17 protein-coding genes are annotated in these 16,060 nt (G+C 64.0%); 14 read left to right on the top strand and 3 right to left on the bottom strand.

Translation table 11 applies throughout. The features are described 5' to 3' along the window. The first annotated feature begins 2 nt into the window (after positions 1-2). The 4 genes from ubiG (at position 3) to folE2 (ending at position 3,294) form a co-directional block, all read left to right on the top strand. Positions 3-710, top strand: a complete 708-nt coding sequence (gene ubiG / locus IE071_RS08340; RefSeq protein WP_189440625.1) for a bifunctional 2-polyprenyl-6-hydroxyphenol methylase/3-demethylubiquinol 3-O-methyltransferase UbiG — start codon at positions 3-5, stop codon at positions 708-710. Then, complete coding sequence (gene gph, locus IE071_RS08335; protein WP_189440624.1) at positions 707-1,387, top strand: phosphoglycolate phosphatase; 681 nt, start codon at positions 707-709, stop codon at positions 1,385-1,387. Before ubiG ends, gph begins: the two co-directional genes overlap by 4 nt. Beyond that, positions 1,384-2,238, top strand: a complete 855-nt coding sequence (locus IE071_RS08330) for an isoprenoid biosynthesis enzyme family protein (RefSeq protein ID WP_189440623.1) — start codon at positions 1,384-1,386, stop codon at positions 2,236-2,238. The genes gph and IE071_RS08330 overlap by 4 nt, the downstream gene beginning before the upstream one ends. A gap of 108 nt (positions 2,239-2,346) precedes the next feature. Beyond that, positions 2,347-3,294 (top strand): GTP cyclohydrolase FolE2, encoded by a 948-nt coding sequence (gene folE2, locus IE071_RS08325; protein WP_189440622.1) that lies wholly within the window; start codon positions 2,347-2,349, stop codon positions 3,292-3,294. Between the two features lie 144 nt (positions 3,295-3,438). Here folE2 and yidD read toward each other — a convergent pair whose 3' ends face one another. Beyond that, positions 3,439-3,690 (bottom strand): membrane protein insertion efficiency factor YidD, encoded by a 252-nt coding sequence (gene yidD, locus IE071_RS16020; RefSeq protein ID WP_425503441.1) that lies wholly within the window; start codon positions 3,688-3,690, stop codon positions 3,439-3,441. A gap of 952 nt (positions 3,691-4,642) precedes the next feature. On the opposite strand from yidD, the gene dksA reads away from it, so the two are divergent. Further along, positions 4,643-5,005: an RNA polymerase-binding protein DksA gene (gene dksA, locus IE071_RS08315; RefSeq protein ID WP_229792802.1), complete on the top strand. Its 363-nt coding sequence runs from the start codon at positions 4,643-4,645 to the stop codon at positions 5,003-5,005. A gap of 119 nt (positions 5,006-5,124) precedes the next feature. On the opposite strand, the gene IE071_RS08310 is transcribed toward dksA, so the two are convergent. Together IE071_RS08310 and cysS are read right to left on the bottom strand one after the other, a co-directional pair. Continuing rightward, positions 5,125-5,556 carry a SufE family protein gene (locus tag IE071_RS08310; RefSeq protein ID WP_189440620.1) on the bottom strand — a complete coding sequence of 144 codons (432 nt, stop codon included), beginning with the start codon at positions 5,554-5,556 and terminating at the stop codon, positions 5,125-5,127. 52 nt (positions 5,557-5,608) lie between these two features. Next, positions 5,609-6,982, bottom strand: coding sequence for a cysteine--tRNA ligase (gene cysS / locus IE071_RS08305; protein ID WP_189440619.1), 1,374 nt, complete (start codon positions 6,980-6,982; stop codon positions 5,609-5,611). 178 nt (positions 6,983-7,160) lie between these two features. On the opposite strand from cysS, the gene IE071_RS08300 reads away from it, so the two are divergent. The 9 genes from IE071_RS08300 to argH all read left to right on the top strand — a co-directional run bounded on the left by IE071_RS08300 (position 7,161) and on the right by argH (position 16,052). Beyond that, positions 7,161-7,709: a glycine zipper 2TM domain-containing protein gene (locus tag IE071_RS08300; RefSeq protein WP_189440618.1), complete on the top strand. Its 549-nt coding sequence runs from the start codon at positions 7,161-7,163 to the stop codon at positions 7,707-7,709. A gap of 304 nt (positions 7,710-8,013) precedes the next feature. Further along, positions 8,014-9,021, top strand: a complete 1,008-nt coding sequence (locus IE071_RS08295; RefSeq protein WP_189440617.1) for an N-acetylornithine carbamoyltransferase — start codon at positions 8,014-8,016, stop codon at positions 9,019-9,021. Positions 9,022-9,041: 20 nt separating this feature from the next. Further along, positions 9,042-9,668: an FMN-binding negative transcriptional regulator gene (locus tag IE071_RS08290; protein WP_189440616.1), complete on the top strand. Its 627-nt coding sequence runs from the start codon at positions 9,042-9,044 to the stop codon at positions 9,666-9,668. Next, on the top strand, positions 9,665-10,144 hold the full coding sequence (locus IE071_RS08285; RefSeq protein ID WP_189440615.1) for an OsmC family protein: 480 nt from the start codon (positions 9,665-9,667) through the stop codon (positions 10,142-10,144). The genes IE071_RS08290 and IE071_RS08285 overlap by 4 nt, the downstream gene beginning before the upstream one ends. Before the next feature lie 29 nt (positions 10,145-10,173). Continuing rightward, positions 10,174-11,367: an argininosuccinate synthase gene (locus IE071_RS08280; RefSeq protein WP_189440614.1), complete on the top strand. Its 1,194-nt coding sequence runs from the start codon at positions 10,174-10,176 to the stop codon at positions 11,365-11,367. Next, complete coding sequence (locus tag IE071_RS08275) at positions 11,364-12,464, top strand: acetylornithine deacetylase (protein ID WP_189440613.1); 1,101 nt, start codon at positions 11,364-11,366, stop codon at positions 12,462-12,464. Before IE071_RS08280 ends, IE071_RS08275 begins: the two co-directional genes overlap by 4 nt. A 37-nt stretch (positions 12,465-12,501) precedes the next feature. Then, positions 12,502-13,782, top strand: coding sequence for an acetylglutamate kinase (locus tag IE071_RS08270; RefSeq protein WP_229792840.1), 1,281 nt, complete (start codon positions 12,502-12,504; stop codon positions 13,780-13,782). A 3-nt stretch (positions 13,783-13,785) separates the two neighbouring features. Next, positions 13,786-14,760 (top strand): N-acetyl-gamma-glutamyl-phosphate reductase, encoded by a 975-nt coding sequence (argC, locus tag IE071_RS08265; RefSeq protein ID WP_189440611.1) that lies wholly within the window; start codon positions 13,786-13,788, stop codon positions 14,758-14,760. Beyond that, positions 14,757-16,052 (top strand): argininosuccinate lyase, encoded by a 1,296-nt coding sequence (gene argH, locus IE071_RS08260; protein ID WP_189440610.1) that lies wholly within the window; start codon positions 14,757-14,759, stop codon positions 16,050-16,052. Before argC ends, argH begins: the two co-directional genes overlap by 4 nt. The last annotated feature ends 8 nt before the right edge of the window (positions 16,053-16,060 follow it).

Genomic DNA, 16,060 nt, shown 5'->3' with positions numbered 1-16,060 from the left:
CCATGTCACAGACCGCCAATGTCAGTCCCGAGGAAATAGCCCGTTTCGACCAGCTGGCTGCACGCTGGTGGGATCCGGACGGTGAATCGCGTCCGCTGCATGACCTCAACCCGGTGCGCGCGGCCTATATCGCCGCCCGCGTCGATCTGCGTGGCGCCCGTGTGGCCGACGTCGGTTGCGGCGGCGGCCTGTTGAGCGAGGCGCTGGCGCGCGCCGGCGCAAAGGTCACTGGCATCGACCTGGGGCAGAAGGTGATCGACGTCGCCCGCTTGCATCTGCACGAGTCGAGCCTCGATGTCGATTACCGCGTGCAATCCTCAGTCGATCTGGCCGCCGCCGAACCGGCCAGTTTCGACGCGGTGTGCTGCATGGAGCTGATCGAGCATGTGCCTGATCCGGCGGCGCTGGTGCATGACCTGGCGACGATGTTGAAGCCCGGCGGCCGGCTGTTCATGTCCACCTTGAATCGCACGCCGGCCGCATTCGGCGCGGCCATCCTCGGTGCCGAATACGTCATGCGGATGTTGCCGCGCGGCACCCATCACTACGCGCAATTCCTGAAACCGTCCGAACTCGCCCGGCTGCTGCGGCAGGCGGGACTGGAACTGGATGACGTCTCGGGTCTGGGCTACAACCCGTTACAGCGCAAGGCGTGGCTCAGCCGCTTCACCGCGGTCAACTATCTTCTCAGCGCACATAAGCCGGCATGAAATTGCTACCGGAAAACATCCAGGGTGTGCTGTTCGATCTGGACGGCACCTTGCTCGACAGCGCCCCCGATCTGTACGCGGCACTGGTCGCACAGTGTGTGGAAGAGGGCGTTGCGCCCCCGCCGTACGCGCCGGTGCGTGAGGTGGTTTCGCGCGGTGCGCGCGCCGTGCTGCGCTGTGCGTTTGGCGAGCGCGGCGAGCCTGCGCTGGAGGCGCTGACACCACGTTATCTGCAGCTGTATCAAGACGTGATGGCTCAGCAGACGCAGGCATTCGATGGCGTCGATGACTTGCTGGTGCGAATCGAGGCACACGGCTTGCGCTGGGGCATCGTCACCAACAAGGCGGCGTTCCTCACTGACGAGCTGGTCAGCCGGATTGGCTGGGCCAGTCGCGCCAGCGCCGTGGTATCCGGCGATACGCTGCCGGTGAAGAAACCCGATCCGGCTCCGGTACTGCTGGCCTGCGCACGTGCCGGCGTGGCGCCGGCGCATTGCCTGTTCGTAGGCGACGACCGGCGCGACATCCAGGCAGGCGCTGCTGCTGGCCTGTATACGGTGGCGGTGAGCTGGGGTTATCTCGACGGTGGTGATCCGCACACATGGGGTGCCGACAAGGTGCTGGCTCATCCGGCCGAACTGGCCGCGTTGCTGCAGTTGCAGCCGGTCGTCGCATGATCGAGCTGGTCGAACAAAATGCCGTACTGCAGGGCTTCATCGACAAGTGGCTGGCGGTGCAGCCGCAGCAGCGCATCGCGCTGGTGTTCGTCGACGGCCGACGTTATCCCGGTCACGTCGCGTTGGCGGCGCTGGAGCAGGAGCTGCTCGGTGCTGCTTACGGCATCCGCGAGCCGCAGGTGGCGGCGGCCAAGCTCAACTGGTGGGCTGAGGAATTGGCTGGAGCTGCTGCCAGCGGCGGGCGTCATCCGCTGACCCAGGTGTTGTTCGACGATGAGCGTGCGCATGCCATCGCCGGCGATCTCTGGCTGGCCCCGGCGCTGGCTGCGATGGCTCAGCTGGAGCAGGGCACCGCCGCGGATTTCCCCGCCCAGCTCGCTGCCGCGTTGCCGCTGCATGGTGCGCTGGCTGCGCTGGAAACCGCCTGGTGGTACGGCAACGAGGCATCGCCTGCGCGGGCGGCACGGGTCGCCACGCTCAATCATCTTCTATACGCGCTGCTGCGACTGGAGCAGGACGCCGAGCGCGATTGTCTACCGTTGCCGATGGCCCGATTGGCGCGGCATGGCTTGAGTCGCATGCAACTGCGTGCGCCGGGTGAAGCGCGGCAGCAGGCGATCAAGGCGCAGTTGGACGATCTGCTGGCCAGCTGGCGCGAGTCGGCTACGCTGGCTGGGCCGCTCAGCGTGTTTCGCGCGCTGGAATCGCGTCATGGCAACCAATTGGCGCGGCGCGCGGCACTCACTGACGATGCACTGGCCGTGTTGCAGACGGGACAGCCGCGCACGGGGTTGGCGACCACGTTGCAGGCGTGGCAGGCTGCCCGTGCATGGCGTCGGCAAGTGGTGTAAATCGTCTCAAGACGCAGCGTTTCCGCCACGCCACTATTGCGCGGTGGCTTGGCTGCCCCAAGATTGTCTGCTTCGCGGCGACAAGCTCGCCGATGTCAGGATCCAACGATGCCGAATCAGGAAAATACCGCCCGCCTGCTCCCCGATGTCGCGGTACACGCGCAGCCGCATCTTGCCGGTGCACTGGACTGGGTCGGTATGGCCGATATCCAGGTGCCGGTGTTGTTCGATGCGGGTGACGGCGAGGTGCAGCGGGCCAGCGCGCGGGTCGGCGCTTTCGTCAATCTGAACCGGCCGGACAAGCGCGGCATCCACATGTCGCGACTGTATCTGCAGGTCGAGCAGGCGTTGAGCACACAGACGCTCACTGCCGATTCACTGCATGCGCTGCTGCGTGGCTTCCTCGATTCGCACAAGGACCTGTCCGATCGCGCCTGCCTCAGCATCCACTTTGAACAGCTGGTGCGTCGCCCGGCCCTGCGCAGCGCCAACAGCGGCTGGCGTGCTTATCCAGTCTGCATCGAAGCCAGCCTGACCGGCGACGAGTTCCTGCTCGAGTTCGGCACCGAGGTGGTTTATTCCTCCACCTGTCCGGCCTCGGCCGCGCTGTCGCGCCAGCTGATCCAGGACCAGTTCGCCAGCGACTTCGATGCGGCCAAGCCGGTCGATCACGCGGCCGTGCTGGCCTGGCTCGGCAGCGAACACGGCATCGTTGCTACCCCGCATGCCCAGCGTAGCGTGGCGCGCCTGCGCATTCGTCCTGTCGCTGGAGCCGGCCTCCACCTGATCGATCTGGTCGACCGCGTCGAGCACGCGCTCGGCACGCCGGTGCAGACCGCGGTGAAACGCGAGGATGAACAGGCCTTCGCGCTGGCCAACGGCGGCAACCTGATGTTCTGCGAGGACGCCGCCCGGCGGATCCAGAAGGCACTCGATGCGGACGTCGCGCTCAGCGACTTCCACATCCGCGTCGAACACCAGGAAAGCCTGCATCCGCATGACGCGGTGGCATACGCCAGCAAGGGTGTGGAAGGCGGCTACGGCTCGACACCGTGATTCGCCACCCCTTCTTCCTTCGGGAGAAGGGGTGAATGAGGGGCGGGCGCTCGCGGGAAACCGGCACTCCTGCGGAACAACTTCAGTCGTGATGCTTCGGTTTGTTGTTTGCTGAAGAGCTTTCGTTCGCCTTTGGCGACCGAGTTACTGGTGGCGACAGCCGGGGAAATGGAAGTGCTCGGGTACCGGGTCCTCGCCTCCGGTGCACAATGGCTGGCAGCGCAGCAGCCGCCAACCGGTCAGCAGGCTGCCGCGCCACGGGCCGAAGCGCGTGACCGCAATCCGTGCATAATCGGAGCAACTGGGGTGGAAGCGGCAGCGCGGGCCAAGCAATGGGCTCAGCCAGCGCTTGTACAAACGCAGCAACCACAGTATCAAGCGGGATGGGATGTTCACGTTACCGGAACGACTTGCGGCGTGTAGTGGTACAAGTATTCCAGATGCAAGCTTGCTGGTGTAGAACACATGGGCTATAACACCCGGCCGCCACGGCCAAAAACGGTGAAGGGATATGGCGAAAACGACACGTAATTCGACCGCCGCCAAGGCGCAGAAAGGGAAGACCCCGGCTACCAAGGCCGGCAAGCCGAAAGCAGCTGCTACAAAGGGGCGGACCGTGAAGAGCGCCAAAACACCTGCAAAGAAAACCGTGAGCAAGGCAGTCGGCAAGGCAACGGTGAAGAAAGTCGTGGCCAAACCGGTCGTCGCCAAGAAACCAGCCGCCAAGCCGGTGGCCAAAAAGGTCGTCGCCAAGGCACCAGCGAAGAAGGCCAGCCCGGCCAAGAAAGTCGTCGCCAAGAAAGCCGTGGCAAAGAAAGTTGCCGTCAAGAAGGTGGTCGTCAAGAAGCCGGCACCGAAGAAGGCTGCCGTCAAGAACACCAAGGTGAAGAGCAGCATCGTCAAGAAGTTGGCTACGAAGCCTGCGACCAAGCCGGTAGCCAAGAAAGCCGCTGCGCCGGCCAAGTCGCCGGTGAAGCACGTGGCGAAACCGGCCGGAAAACCGGTCAAGCCAGTTCACGTTGCAACCAAACCAGTTACCAAGCCGGCAGCCAAGGCCGCTCCAGCCCCCGCTCCGGTCGTCAAAAGCGTATCCCCGTCACCCGCCAGCACGCTCTTCAAGGGCAAGGTAGCGAGTGCAACCGCCATGGTGACACCGCGAGCAGCTCCGGCTACCGCGCGTCATGCCTCCTCTCACAAAAATCAGAAAAACTCGTCGTCCTCAATGAATAAACTTGCTACAAAAAAACTCGAAAACGGCATCACCCGTGAAGACGGGCGATACGCGCTGCCTGCCACCAGTACGATCACGTTGCCTAAGGGTTATCACCCTTCGAACAACGAGGAGTACATGAACCCGCAGCACTTGGCCTACTTCCGCAACAAGCTGCGCGACTGGCGTGACCAGTTGGTGGAAGAGTCACGCCAGACCATGGACAACCTGCGCGAGGAAGTGCGTGACGTCGGTGACGAAGCCGAGCGCGCTACCCGCGAAACCGAGAACTCGCTGGAACTGCGTACCCGCGACCGTTACCGCAAGCTGATTTCCAAGATCGACAAGGCGCTGCGCCGGATCGAGGAAGGCAGCTACGGTTTCTGCGAGGAGACTGACGAGGAAATCGGCATCGATCGTCTCGATGCGCGTCCGATCGCCACGCTGTCGCTGGATGCGCAGGAACGCCGCGAGCACCTGCAGAAGCAGATGGGTGACTGAGTCAGTTTTTTGCGTTCCTCCATGAGCGCAAAGATCAAACCGGCATCCATGCCGGACTTTCAATCAAAGCCCCGCTCTGAGCGGGGCTTTGTCTTTTTGGTGCATCGGTGGCGGAGCGCTCAGGCCAGCGCCTGTGCCGCGTAGCCTTTCAGTTTTGTCAGCATCGCGGCCAGCCCGTTGGAACGCGTGGGCGAGAGATGCTTGGCCAACCCGATCGTGGCGATGAACTGCGGTTCGGTGGCGACGATCTCCTGCGCGGAGCGGTCCGAATACACCCGCAGCACCAGCGCAATCAGCCCGGAGACGATTGCCGAATCGCTGATCGCCTCGAAGTGCATCTTCGAGGCATCGCCGCTGGGTACCAGCCATACCATCGACTGGCAGCCGTGAACGCGATATTGCTCGGTCTTGTCTGCCTCGGGAAACGGCGGCAGCTGCTTGCCGAGATCGATCAGGTACTGGTAGCGCTCGGTCCAGTCACCGAAGAACGCGAATTCCTCGGCGATATCCTGCTGCGCCTGCGTGGCACTGGTGGTGGCGATGCTGTTCATGTGCGCATTATCGCGCGGACGAGCTGAATTCACGAACACGGGCGGCCCACACTCAGCTCTTCTGCACACTCCAGCGCGTGCCCTGTGCGCCATCCTCGATCGCGATGTTCATCGCAGCCAGTTCGTCGCGGATCGCATCGGCGCGCTTGAAGTCGCGTGCGGCGCGGGCGGCACGGCGTTCTTCCAGCAGCGCATCGACATGCGCGGCATCGATGGCTTGTCCGCTGTCGCGCTTGAACCATGCTTCCGCATCCTGCTGCAGCAGGCCGAGCAGGGCGCCACCACCGAGCAGCGCGGCTTTCGCTGCGGCGCTGCCGGACTGGCGTGCGGCGTCGGCCAGCACGGACAGCTCGGCCAGCGCCTGTGGCGTGTTGAGGTCGTCGCACAAGGCCGCCTCGATCCGCTCGGGTACCGGCAAGTCGCCGACGGGCAGTTCGACATCGGTCAGATCGCGCAGCACGCGATACCAGCCGTCAAGCGTGCTCACGGCTTGCGCGATGGCGCCGTCGGACCAGTCCAGTGGTTGCCGGTAATGGCCGCTCAGCAGGCGCAACCGCAACGCCTCGGCCGGGTGCAGCTTCAGCAATTCGTGCAGCAGCAGCACATTGCCCAGCGACTTGGACATCTTGCGGCCGTCGAAGGTCAGCATGCCGTTGTGCATCCACCAGCGCGCGAACACTTTGCCATCGTGCGCGCAGGTGGATTGGGCGATCTCGTTCTCGTGGTGCGGAAACAGCAGGTCGATGCCGCCGGCATGGATGTCGATGGTGTCGCCAAGGTGCGCTGCGCTCATCGCCGAGCATTCGATGTGCCAGCCCGGGCGACCGATACCCCATGGACTGTTCCATCCGGGCAAATCCGGCGTAGAGGGCTTCCACAGCACGAAATCGCCGGGGCTGCGCTTGTACGGTGCCACTTCGACGCGTGAGCCGGCGATCAACTCGTCGGTATCGCGACCGGACAGCTCGCCATAGGCGGGAAACGAACCCACATCGAACAGCACATGCCCCTCGGCGGCGTAAGCATGGCCGCTGTCGAGCAGGTTCTCGATCATCGTGATGATCGGGCCGATGTGGGTGGTGGCATGCGGCTCGATGTCCGGCGGCGCCACGCCGAGCCCGGCCATGTCATCGCGATACGCCTGCGCGAAGCGTTCGGTGATCGTGCCGATCGGCACGCCCTGCTGCTGGGCGGCGGTGTTGATCTTGTCGTCGACGTCGGTGATGTTGCGGGCGTACACCAGTTGCGGGTAATGCCGGCGCAGCAACCGCGCCAGTACGTCGAACACCACCGGGCCGCGCGCATTGCCGATATGCACGTAGTTGTAAACGGTGGGGCCGCACAGATACATCGTCACGCGCTCGGGATCGAGCGGGGCGAACGGCTCGGTGCGACGGGTCAGACTGTTGTAGAGCGAGATCGGCATCGGTGAAATCCGCAGCGTGGGGCCGCGCAGAGGCAGGGCGCGGCCAGCCCGGCATCTTAACAAGGTGTAAGTGGTGCGGTGGCGCTAAGCTGATTCTAAGCGTGTATTCAGCGTGATTTTGTTGCAATACGTGCCAGTACGCGCGCAGGCGCTTGATGTTTCTCGTTAGGAGGTCGCAATGACCCGCTTATGGCTTTCCGCGCTGGTACTCGCCTTGCTGGCTTCCAGTGCGTATGCGCAGGATGCACGTTACTCGCCGTCTGGTCCGCCTCCGGGCAGCAGCGACGACAACGCCCACTATGGGTGGGCCGACGTGCTGCGCGCAGATCCGGTGCAAGGCGTCACGCGCACGAATACCCCGCAGCAGCAGTGCTATGACCAGCAGGTCGTGCAGCGCAATCCTGGCAACAGCGCGGCAGGCACGGTACTCGGTGCCGTGATCGGTGGCGTGCTGGGGCACACGATCGGCAAAGGTGACGGTCGCACGGCGGCGACCGTGGGCGGTGCCGTGGTGGGCGGTGCCGTAGGCAATCGTGTGTCGGATCAGGGCGGTGATTATCAGAGCACCCAGACTACCTGCCGTCAGGTCAACACGGTCAGCGAGCAGCGACGGATCGTCGGCTATGACGTGGAATACCGTTATCGCGGCGAGGTCTACACCTCGCGGCTGAACTACGATCCGGGCGAACGTCTGCGCGTGCGCGTGCAGGTCGATCCGGCCGATTGATCTGCCAGTCAAATCGCCGCCTTCGGGCGGCGATTTGGTTTGGGGACCGATTTTTTTGTTGCATGGCAGCGAAATTCTCGCCATCATGTCCGTCAACTATCTGGAACCCTGCATGTCCGCAGCCGTCTATACCGCCACTGTACTCACCAGCGCCCGCGCGGCCGCTGGCATGACGTCGCGTGCGCGCCGACCGCTGTATCGACATTCGGCCGGGTAGGCTGTCGCGCGCTTTTCATGTGTATCGACGATAAAACCCGGCCATGTGCCGGGTTTTTTGTTTTGGGATTTTGATTCTGGAGCCGTAATGACCATTCGCCACTTCCTCACCACCCAGGACTACAGCCGCAGCGAGATTGACGCGTTGCTGGAGCAGGCCGCTGCGTTCAAGCGCTCGCCGCGCGGCCAGCAGCTGGCCGGCAAGTCCGTCGCGTTGATGTTCTTCAACCCGTCGATGCGCACCCGCACCAGCTTCGAGCTGGGGGCGTTCCACCTGGGCGGCCATGCCATCGTGCTGGCGCCGGGCAAGGATGCGTGGCCGATCGAGTTCGAGGTGGGCAGCGTGATGGACGGTGATACCGAGGAGCACATCGCCGAAGTGGCGCGGGTGCTGTCGCGTTACGTCGACCTGATCGCGGTGCGTGCGTTCCCGAAGTTCCAGGACTGGGCGGTGGATCGCGAGGACAAGGTGATCAAGGCGTTCGCGCAGTACGCCACGGTGCCGGTGATCAACATGGAGACGATCACCCATCCCTGCCAGGAGCTGGCCCACGCGCTGGCGATGAAGGAGCACCTGGGCAGCTTGCAGAACAAGAAGTACGTGCTGACCTGGACCTACCATCCGAAGCCGCTGAACACCGCGGTGGCGAACTCGGCGCTGCTGATCGCGACGAAGATGGGCATGGACGTGACCCTGCTATGCCCGACGCCGGACTATGTGCTGGACGAGCGCTACATGGAGTTCGGGCGTCTGAACGCAGAACAGAACGGTGGTTCACTAAAGGTCAGCCACAACATTGAGGAAGCCTACACCGGTGCCGATGTGGTCTACGCCAAGAGCTGGGGTGCGCTGCCGTTCTTCGGTCGCTGGGAGCAGGAGAAGCCGATCCGCGACGCGCACAAGCACTTCATCGTCGACGAGGCGAAGATGGCGCTGACCAACCACGGTCTGTTCAGCCACTGCCTGCCGTTGCGCCGGAACATCAAGGCCACCGACGCGGTGATGGATTCGCCTGCCTGCATCGCGATCGATGAAGCCGAGAACCGCCTGCACGTGCAGAAAGCGGTGATGGCGTCGTTGATGGCTGGTCGCTGAGACTCTTCAGGGAAAGATCCATGTACACACCCAGCTACTTCAATGAAGCGCGAATCGAAGCCCTGCACGGGCTGATCCATGATTTTCCGTTCGCCACCGTGGTGACCCACACGGAAGCTGGGTTGGTGGCCAACCATCTGCCGTTCGAGCTAATCGGCGATAACCTGCTGCACGGACATGTCGCACGCGGCAACGAACTGCGGCAGGCCGATGGTGCCGAAGTGCTGCTGATCTTCCGCGGACCAGACGGCTATATCAGCCCGAACTGGTATCCGAGCAAGCACGAGACCGGTCGCGAGGTGCCGACCTGGAACTACGCGGTGGTGCATGTGCATGGCCGGCTGCGCGTGGTCGAGGATGCGGTCTGGCTGCGCAAGCTGCTGGAGACGTTGACCGATCGGCATGAAGCGGGCTTGCTTGTGCCGTGGAAGATATCGGATGCACCGGAGGATCACATCGAGAAATCGTTGCGCGGCATCGTTGGTCTGGAGATCACGATCGAGCGCATCGAAGGCAAGTTCAAGCTGAGTCAGAACCATCACGAAGCCAATCGCCTGGGCGTGATCGGCGGTCTGCGGCAACGCAATGGCGATGGCGACGCGGAACTGGCCGATCTCATGGCCGAGCAAGAGGACTCCATCTCATGAGCAGCGGACATCAGCACCACTATCGTGTCGACGTGGAGTGGACCGGCAATCTTGGCAGCGGCACGGATGGTTATCGCAACTACAGCCGTGACCACGCGATCCGTATCGCCGGCAAACCGACGCTGGCCGGTTCGTCCGACCCCACGTTCCGCGGCGACGCGGCGAAGCACAATCCCGAAGATATGCTGATAACCGCGCTGTCCACTTGCCACATGCTGTCGTACCTGCATATGGCCACGGTGGCGGGCGTGGTGGTGACGGCGTATAGCGATGCCGCCGAAGGCGCGATGACGACCGAAGGCAATGGTGGCCGCTTCGTCGAGGTGGTGCTGCATCCGACGGTGACCATCAGTGCCGCCAGCGACCTGGCCAAGGCTGCCGCCGCGCACGACGATGCGCACCACGCCTGCTTCATTGCCAATTCCGTGAATTTCCCGGTGCGCTGCGAGCCGCGCATCATCGTCGAATCTGTCTGATCGTTTCTTATTTCCAGGATCTGCAAGCCATGAGCAAAGACATCGTTCTCGCGTTTTCCGGTGGCCTCGACACCAGCTTCTGCGTGCCTTACCTGCAGGAGCGCGGCTGGGCCGTGCATACCGTGTTTGCCGACACCGGCGGTGTCGATGCAGAGGAACGCGCCTTCATCGAGCAGCGCGCGGCTGAGCTGCGCGTCGCCTCGCACGTCACCGTCGATGGCGGTCCGGCGATCTGGGAGGGCTTCGTGAAACCCTTCGTGCAGGCAGGCGAGGGTTACCAGGGCCAGTACCCGTTGCTGGTCTCCGATCGTTACCTGATCGTCGATGCGGCGATCAAGCGCGCCGCCGAGCTGGGCACCCGTGCCATTGCGCATGGCTGCACCGGCATGGGCAACGACCAGGTGCGCTTTGATCTCACGGTGAAGGCGCTGGGCGACTTCGAGATCGTGGCGCCGATCCGCGAGATCCAGAAGGAGCACACCCAGACGCGCGCCTATGAGCAGAAATATCTCGAGGAGCGTGGCTTCGGCGTGCGTGCCAAACAGCAGGCCTACACGATCAACGAAAACCTGCTCGGCCTGACCATGTCCGGCGGCGAGATCGATCGCTGGCAGGCGCCGGGCGAGGGTGCGGCAGGCTGGTGCAAGCCACGCGCTGAATGGCCGTCCAAACCGCTGCGCGTGAAGATCGGCTTCGTGAAGGGCGAGGCAGTGACGCTGGATGGCGAGAAGATCGCCGGCCACATCATGCTGGCCAAATTGAACGGTTTGTTTGCCCAGTACGGCGTCGGCCGCGGCATCTACACCGGCGACACCACGATCGGCCTGAAGGGCCGCATCATTTTCGAGGCGCCCGGCCTGACCGCGCTGCTGGCCGCGCATCGTGCGCTGGAAGAGGCGGTGCTGTCCAAGCAGCAGAACCGTTTCAAGCCCGAGGTAGCACGCAAATGGGTGGAAATCGTGTACGAGGGCTTCTTCCACGACCCGCTTAAGACCGACCTGGAAGCCTTCCTTGCCTCCAGCCAGTCCACCGTCAACGGCGAGGTGACGCTGGAAACCAGCGGCGGCATCGTCAACGCCGTCGCGGTCGAGTCGAAGCACATCCTCAACGCCAAGGGCGCCACCTACGCGCAGTCGGCCGACTGGGGTGTGGAGGAGGCCGAAGGCTTCATCAAGCTGTTCGGCATGAGCAGCACGCTGTGGGCCGAGGTCAACCGCGGATGAGCAGCTTGCTCGATGCCACGCTGGAGCATCTGAAGGCGCTGGTCGGTTTCGACACGCGCAATCCGCCGCGTGCGATCGGCACCGATGGCATCTTCGATTATCTGCGCGCGCAGTTACCTGGCTTCGACGTCAAGGTGACCGACTACGGCGCCGGCGCCGTGACCTTGCATGCGGTGCGCGGCCAGCCGAAATACCTGTTCAACGTGCATATGGACACAGTGCCCGATTCGCCGCACTGGAGTGCGAGCCCGCACGAACTGCGGGTCACCGCGGATCGTGCGATCGGCCTCGGTGCCTGCGACATCAAGGGTGCAGCGGCAGCGTTGCTGGCGGTGGCGAATGCCACCGACGGCCCGCTGGCGCTGCTGCTGTCCACCGACGAGGAGGCGAACGATCCACGTTGCATCGCCGGTTTCCTCGGCGAGTCGCACGACTACCAGGCGGTGATCGTGGCCGAGCCGACCAAGGCCGAAGCGGTGCTCGCGCATCGCGGCATCCAGTCGGTGCTGATGCGTTTCGCCGGTCACGCCGGCCACGCCTCGGGTGAGCAGAAGCCCAGCGACAGCGCCTTGCACCAGACAGTGCGCTGGGGCGACGCGGCGCTGGATTTCGTCACCGCACAGTCGCACGAACGCTTCGGCGGACTCACCGGACTGCGTTTCAACATCGGCCGCATCGAAGGCGGCATCAAGGCGAACATGATCGCGCCGACGGCGGAGGTGCGTTTCGGCTTCCGCCCGCTGCCGACGATGGATCCAGACCAGTTGCTGCAGCGGTTCTCTACCTTGGTGGAGCCTGCGCCGGTCGAGTTCACCGAGACCTTCCGTGGCGCCTCGCTGCCGGCCGGCGATACCGCACGGGCCGAGGAGCGCCGTCTGGCCGCCCGCGACATCGCCGACGAACTGGAGCTGCCGATCGGCAATGCGGTGGACTTCTGGACCGAGGCCGCGCTGTTCTCTGCCGCCGGCTACACCGCCTTCGTCTACGGCCCCGGCGACATCGCGCAGGCGCACAGCGCCGACGAGTGGGTCGCACTCGACCAATTGCAGCAGTACGCAGAAACCATCTACCGGATCGTCGACAGTGGAAACGCATAAGCACACTCGCAAGACCATCGTGCGTCTGCTCTCGAGCATGGGCAGCGCGAAGGAAATCCAGCAGTACCTCAAGCGCTTCTCCGAAGTCGACGCCAAGCGCTTCGCGGTGGTGAAGGTGGGCGGCGCCGTGCTGCGCGATGAGCTGGCCGATCTCGCCTCGTCGCTGACTTTTCTGCAGCAGGTTGGATTGACCCCAATCGTGCTGCACGGCGCCGGCCCGCAGCTGGACGAGGAACTGTCTGCGGCTGGCATCGAGAAACACACCGTGGGCGGCCTGCGCGTCACTTCGCCGAAGGCGCTCGGCATCGTGCGGCGCGTGTTCCAGCAGCAGAACCTGAAGCTGGTCGAGGCACTGCAGTCGATGGACACGCGCGCCACCTCGGTGGCGACCGGCGTATTCATGGCCAGCTATCTGGATCGCGACACCTATGGCATGGTCGGCAAGGTCGACAGCATCAACCTGGCGCCGATCGAGGCGAGCCTGCGTGCCAACTCGATTCCGGTGATCGCCAGCCTCGCCGAGACCGACGAAGGGCAGATTCTCAACATCAACGCCGACTTCGCCGCCAACGAACTGGTGCGCGTGCTGCAGCCTTACAAGATCGTGTTCCTCACCGGTACCGGCGGTTTGCTCGACGAGCAGGGCAAGCTGATCGACTCGATCAACTTGTCCACCGAGTACGAGCACCTGATGGCGCAGCCGTGGATCAACGGCGGCATGCGCCTGAAACTGGAGCAGATCGCCGACCTGCTGGCCGACCTGCCGCTGACCTCGTCGGTGTCGATCACCCGGCCCGCGGAACTGGCCAAGGAGCTGTTCACCCACAAGGGTTCGGGCACCCTGGTACGGCGCGGCGAGAAGGTGCTGACATTCGACTCGTGGAAAGGTATCGACCTGGCGCGGATGCGCACGCTGATCGAATCGAGTTTCGGGCGCACGTTGGTGCCGGACTATTTCGAACGTACTAAGCCACTGCGCATCTACGTAAGCGAGAACTATCGCACCGCGATGATCCTCACCGAAGAACATGTCGACAACGAGCAGGGTTTGCCGTATCTGGACAAGTTCGCCGTGCTCGATGACGCGCAGGGCGAGGGTTTGGGGCGTGCGGTATGGCAGGTGATGCGCGAGGAAAACCCGCGGCTGTTCTGGCGCTCGCGCCACGGCAATCCGGTCAATCCTTTCTATTACGCCGAGTCCGATGGCTGCCTCAAGCAGCCGCACTGGAAGGTGTTCTGGTACGGCATCCACGATTTCGACACCATCGCCCGCTGCGTGACGCATTGCGCACAGCGGCAACCGACCTTGACGGACTGAAGCATGAGCACGAACAGGAAACGCATCGGCATCGTCGGCGCACGCGGGCATACCGGCGCGGAGCTGATCCGCTTGATCGCGGCGCATCCGGCGCTGGAACTGGCCTTCGTCTCCTCGCGCGAGCTGGACGGCCAGCGCGTCGACGCGCATGTTTCCGAGTACCGTGGCGAGCTGCGCTACAGCGCACCGGCGCACGAAGATCTGCCGAAGCTGGGCGCCGACGTGGTGGTCCTGGCATTGCCCAATGGCAAGGCCGAGATCTGTGTCGCGGCGTTCGATGCAGCGGGTGCTGATCCGCTGATCGTGGATCTTTCTGCCGATTACCGTTTCGACGCCCACTGGTATTACGGGCTGCCCGAGTTGACGCGCGACAAGTGGCGCGGCGAAAAGCGCATCAGCAATCCCGGCTGCTACGCCACCGCGATGCAGTTGTCGATCGCGCCGCTGAAGGATCTACTCGCCGCACCACCGGTGTGCTTCGGCGTGTCCGGTTATTCCGGTGCCGGCACCACGCCGTCGGACAAGAACGACCCGGACAAGCTGCGCGACAACCTGATGCCGTATGCGCTCACCGGCCACATGCACGAGAAGGAAGCGTCGTTCCGGCTCGGCGTGCCGGTGGAGTTCATGCCGCACGTGGCGCCGCATTTTCGTGGCCTCACCGTCACCACCAATCTGTATCTCACCCGTCCGCTGAAGCGCGAGGATGTGCTTGCCCGTTTTCACGCGGCCTACGATCGCCAGAAGCTGGTGAAGGTGACCGACGAGGCGCCGTGGGTCAGTCGCATCGCCCATCGCCATCATGCCGAGATCGGCGGTTTCGCCCTATCGGCGGATGGCAAACGCATAGTCGTGGTGGCGACACTGGACAACCTGCTGAAGGGTGCGGCCACCCAGGCCATGCAGAACATCAACCGCGCGATCGGCGTGGACGAATACACCGCCATTCCGCTTGGCCAAGTCGAGGACACACCATGACCCAGCCGCTCTGGCAAAAATCCGGCGTGCAGATCGATGCGAAGATCATGAAGTTCCTCGCCGGCGACGACGTGCTGCTCGATCGCGAGTTCTTCCTGCATGACATCACCGCCAGCAAGGCGCATGTGGAAGGGCTGGCGAATATCGGCGTGGTCAGTGCCGACGAAGCGGCGGCCTTGAAGCGCGAGCTGGATGTGCTGGCAACCGATTTCAGTGCCGGCGGCTTCGTGCTGGACGAGCGCTACGAGGACGGCCATTCGGCGATCGAGGCAAGGCTCACCGAACGACTCGGCGATGCCGGCCGTCGCGTACACACCGGACGCAGCCGCAACGACCAGATCCTGGTTGCCACCCGGCTGTGGCTGAAGGATCAGTTGACTGTGCTGCAGGTGCATTGCCGCGCGATCGCGCAGGTCTGTCTCGAGCGTGCGGCGCAGCCCGCATTGCCGTTGCCCGGCTATACCCACCTGCAGCGTGCGGTGGTCTCGTCCACCGCGATGTGGTTTGCCGGTTTCGCCGAGGGTTTCATCGACAACGCGTTGCGGGCACAACAGACGGCTACATGGATCGATGCGAACCCGCTCGGTACGGCGGCTGGCTACGGCGTCAACCTCAAGCTGGACCGCGAGCACACCACGCAGGCGCTCGGCTTCGCGCGCATGCAAGTCTCGCCGATCTACGCGCAGCTCTCGCGCGGAAAATTCGAGATGGCGGTGCTGGAAGCGATCGGCAGCGCGTTGCTCGATCTGCGCCGGCTGGCATGGGATCTGTCGCTGTTCACCACTGCCGAATTCAATTTCGTGAAGCTGCCAGCCGAATACACCACCGGCAGCTCGATCATGCCGAACAAGCGCAATCCCGACGTGGTGGAACTGTTGCGCGCCAGCTACGCCAGCGTCGCCGCCGCGCGTACCGAGATCGAACAGCTGCTGTCGCTGCCGTCCGGCTACCAGCGTGACCTGCAGTTCTCCAAGGGTTCGCTGTTCCATGGCTGCCGACACGGTCTGGGCGCGCTGGAACTGGTGCCTGATCTGCTGGCGCGGCTGCAGTGGAATGAAGTGGCCATGCGCGCCGCGATCGAGCCGGCGATGTATGCCACCGACGTGGCGATCGAACAGGCCGCGGCCGGCGTGCCGTTCCGCGACGCCTACCGTGCGGCGGCGGAAACGGCCGCCACAGCCGACCAGGGCCGCACACCGGAGAGCAGCCTCGCCGCGCGCGTGTCGCCCGGTGCCGGCAACGACCTGCGGCTGGATGAACTGCGGGGACGACTGGATCAACTGACTGGTTGAGGGGTGGC

It is taken from the genome of Rhodanobacter panaciterrae, from assembly GCF_014651895.1.
GTDB classification, from domain to species: domain Bacteria; phylum Pseudomonadota; class Gammaproteobacteria; order Xanthomonadales; family Rhodanobacteraceae; genus Rhodanobacter; species Rhodanobacter panaciterrae.
The sequence above is the reverse complement of the archived record's forward strand: the minus strand, read 5'-3'. Positions and strand labels throughout refer to the sequence as shown.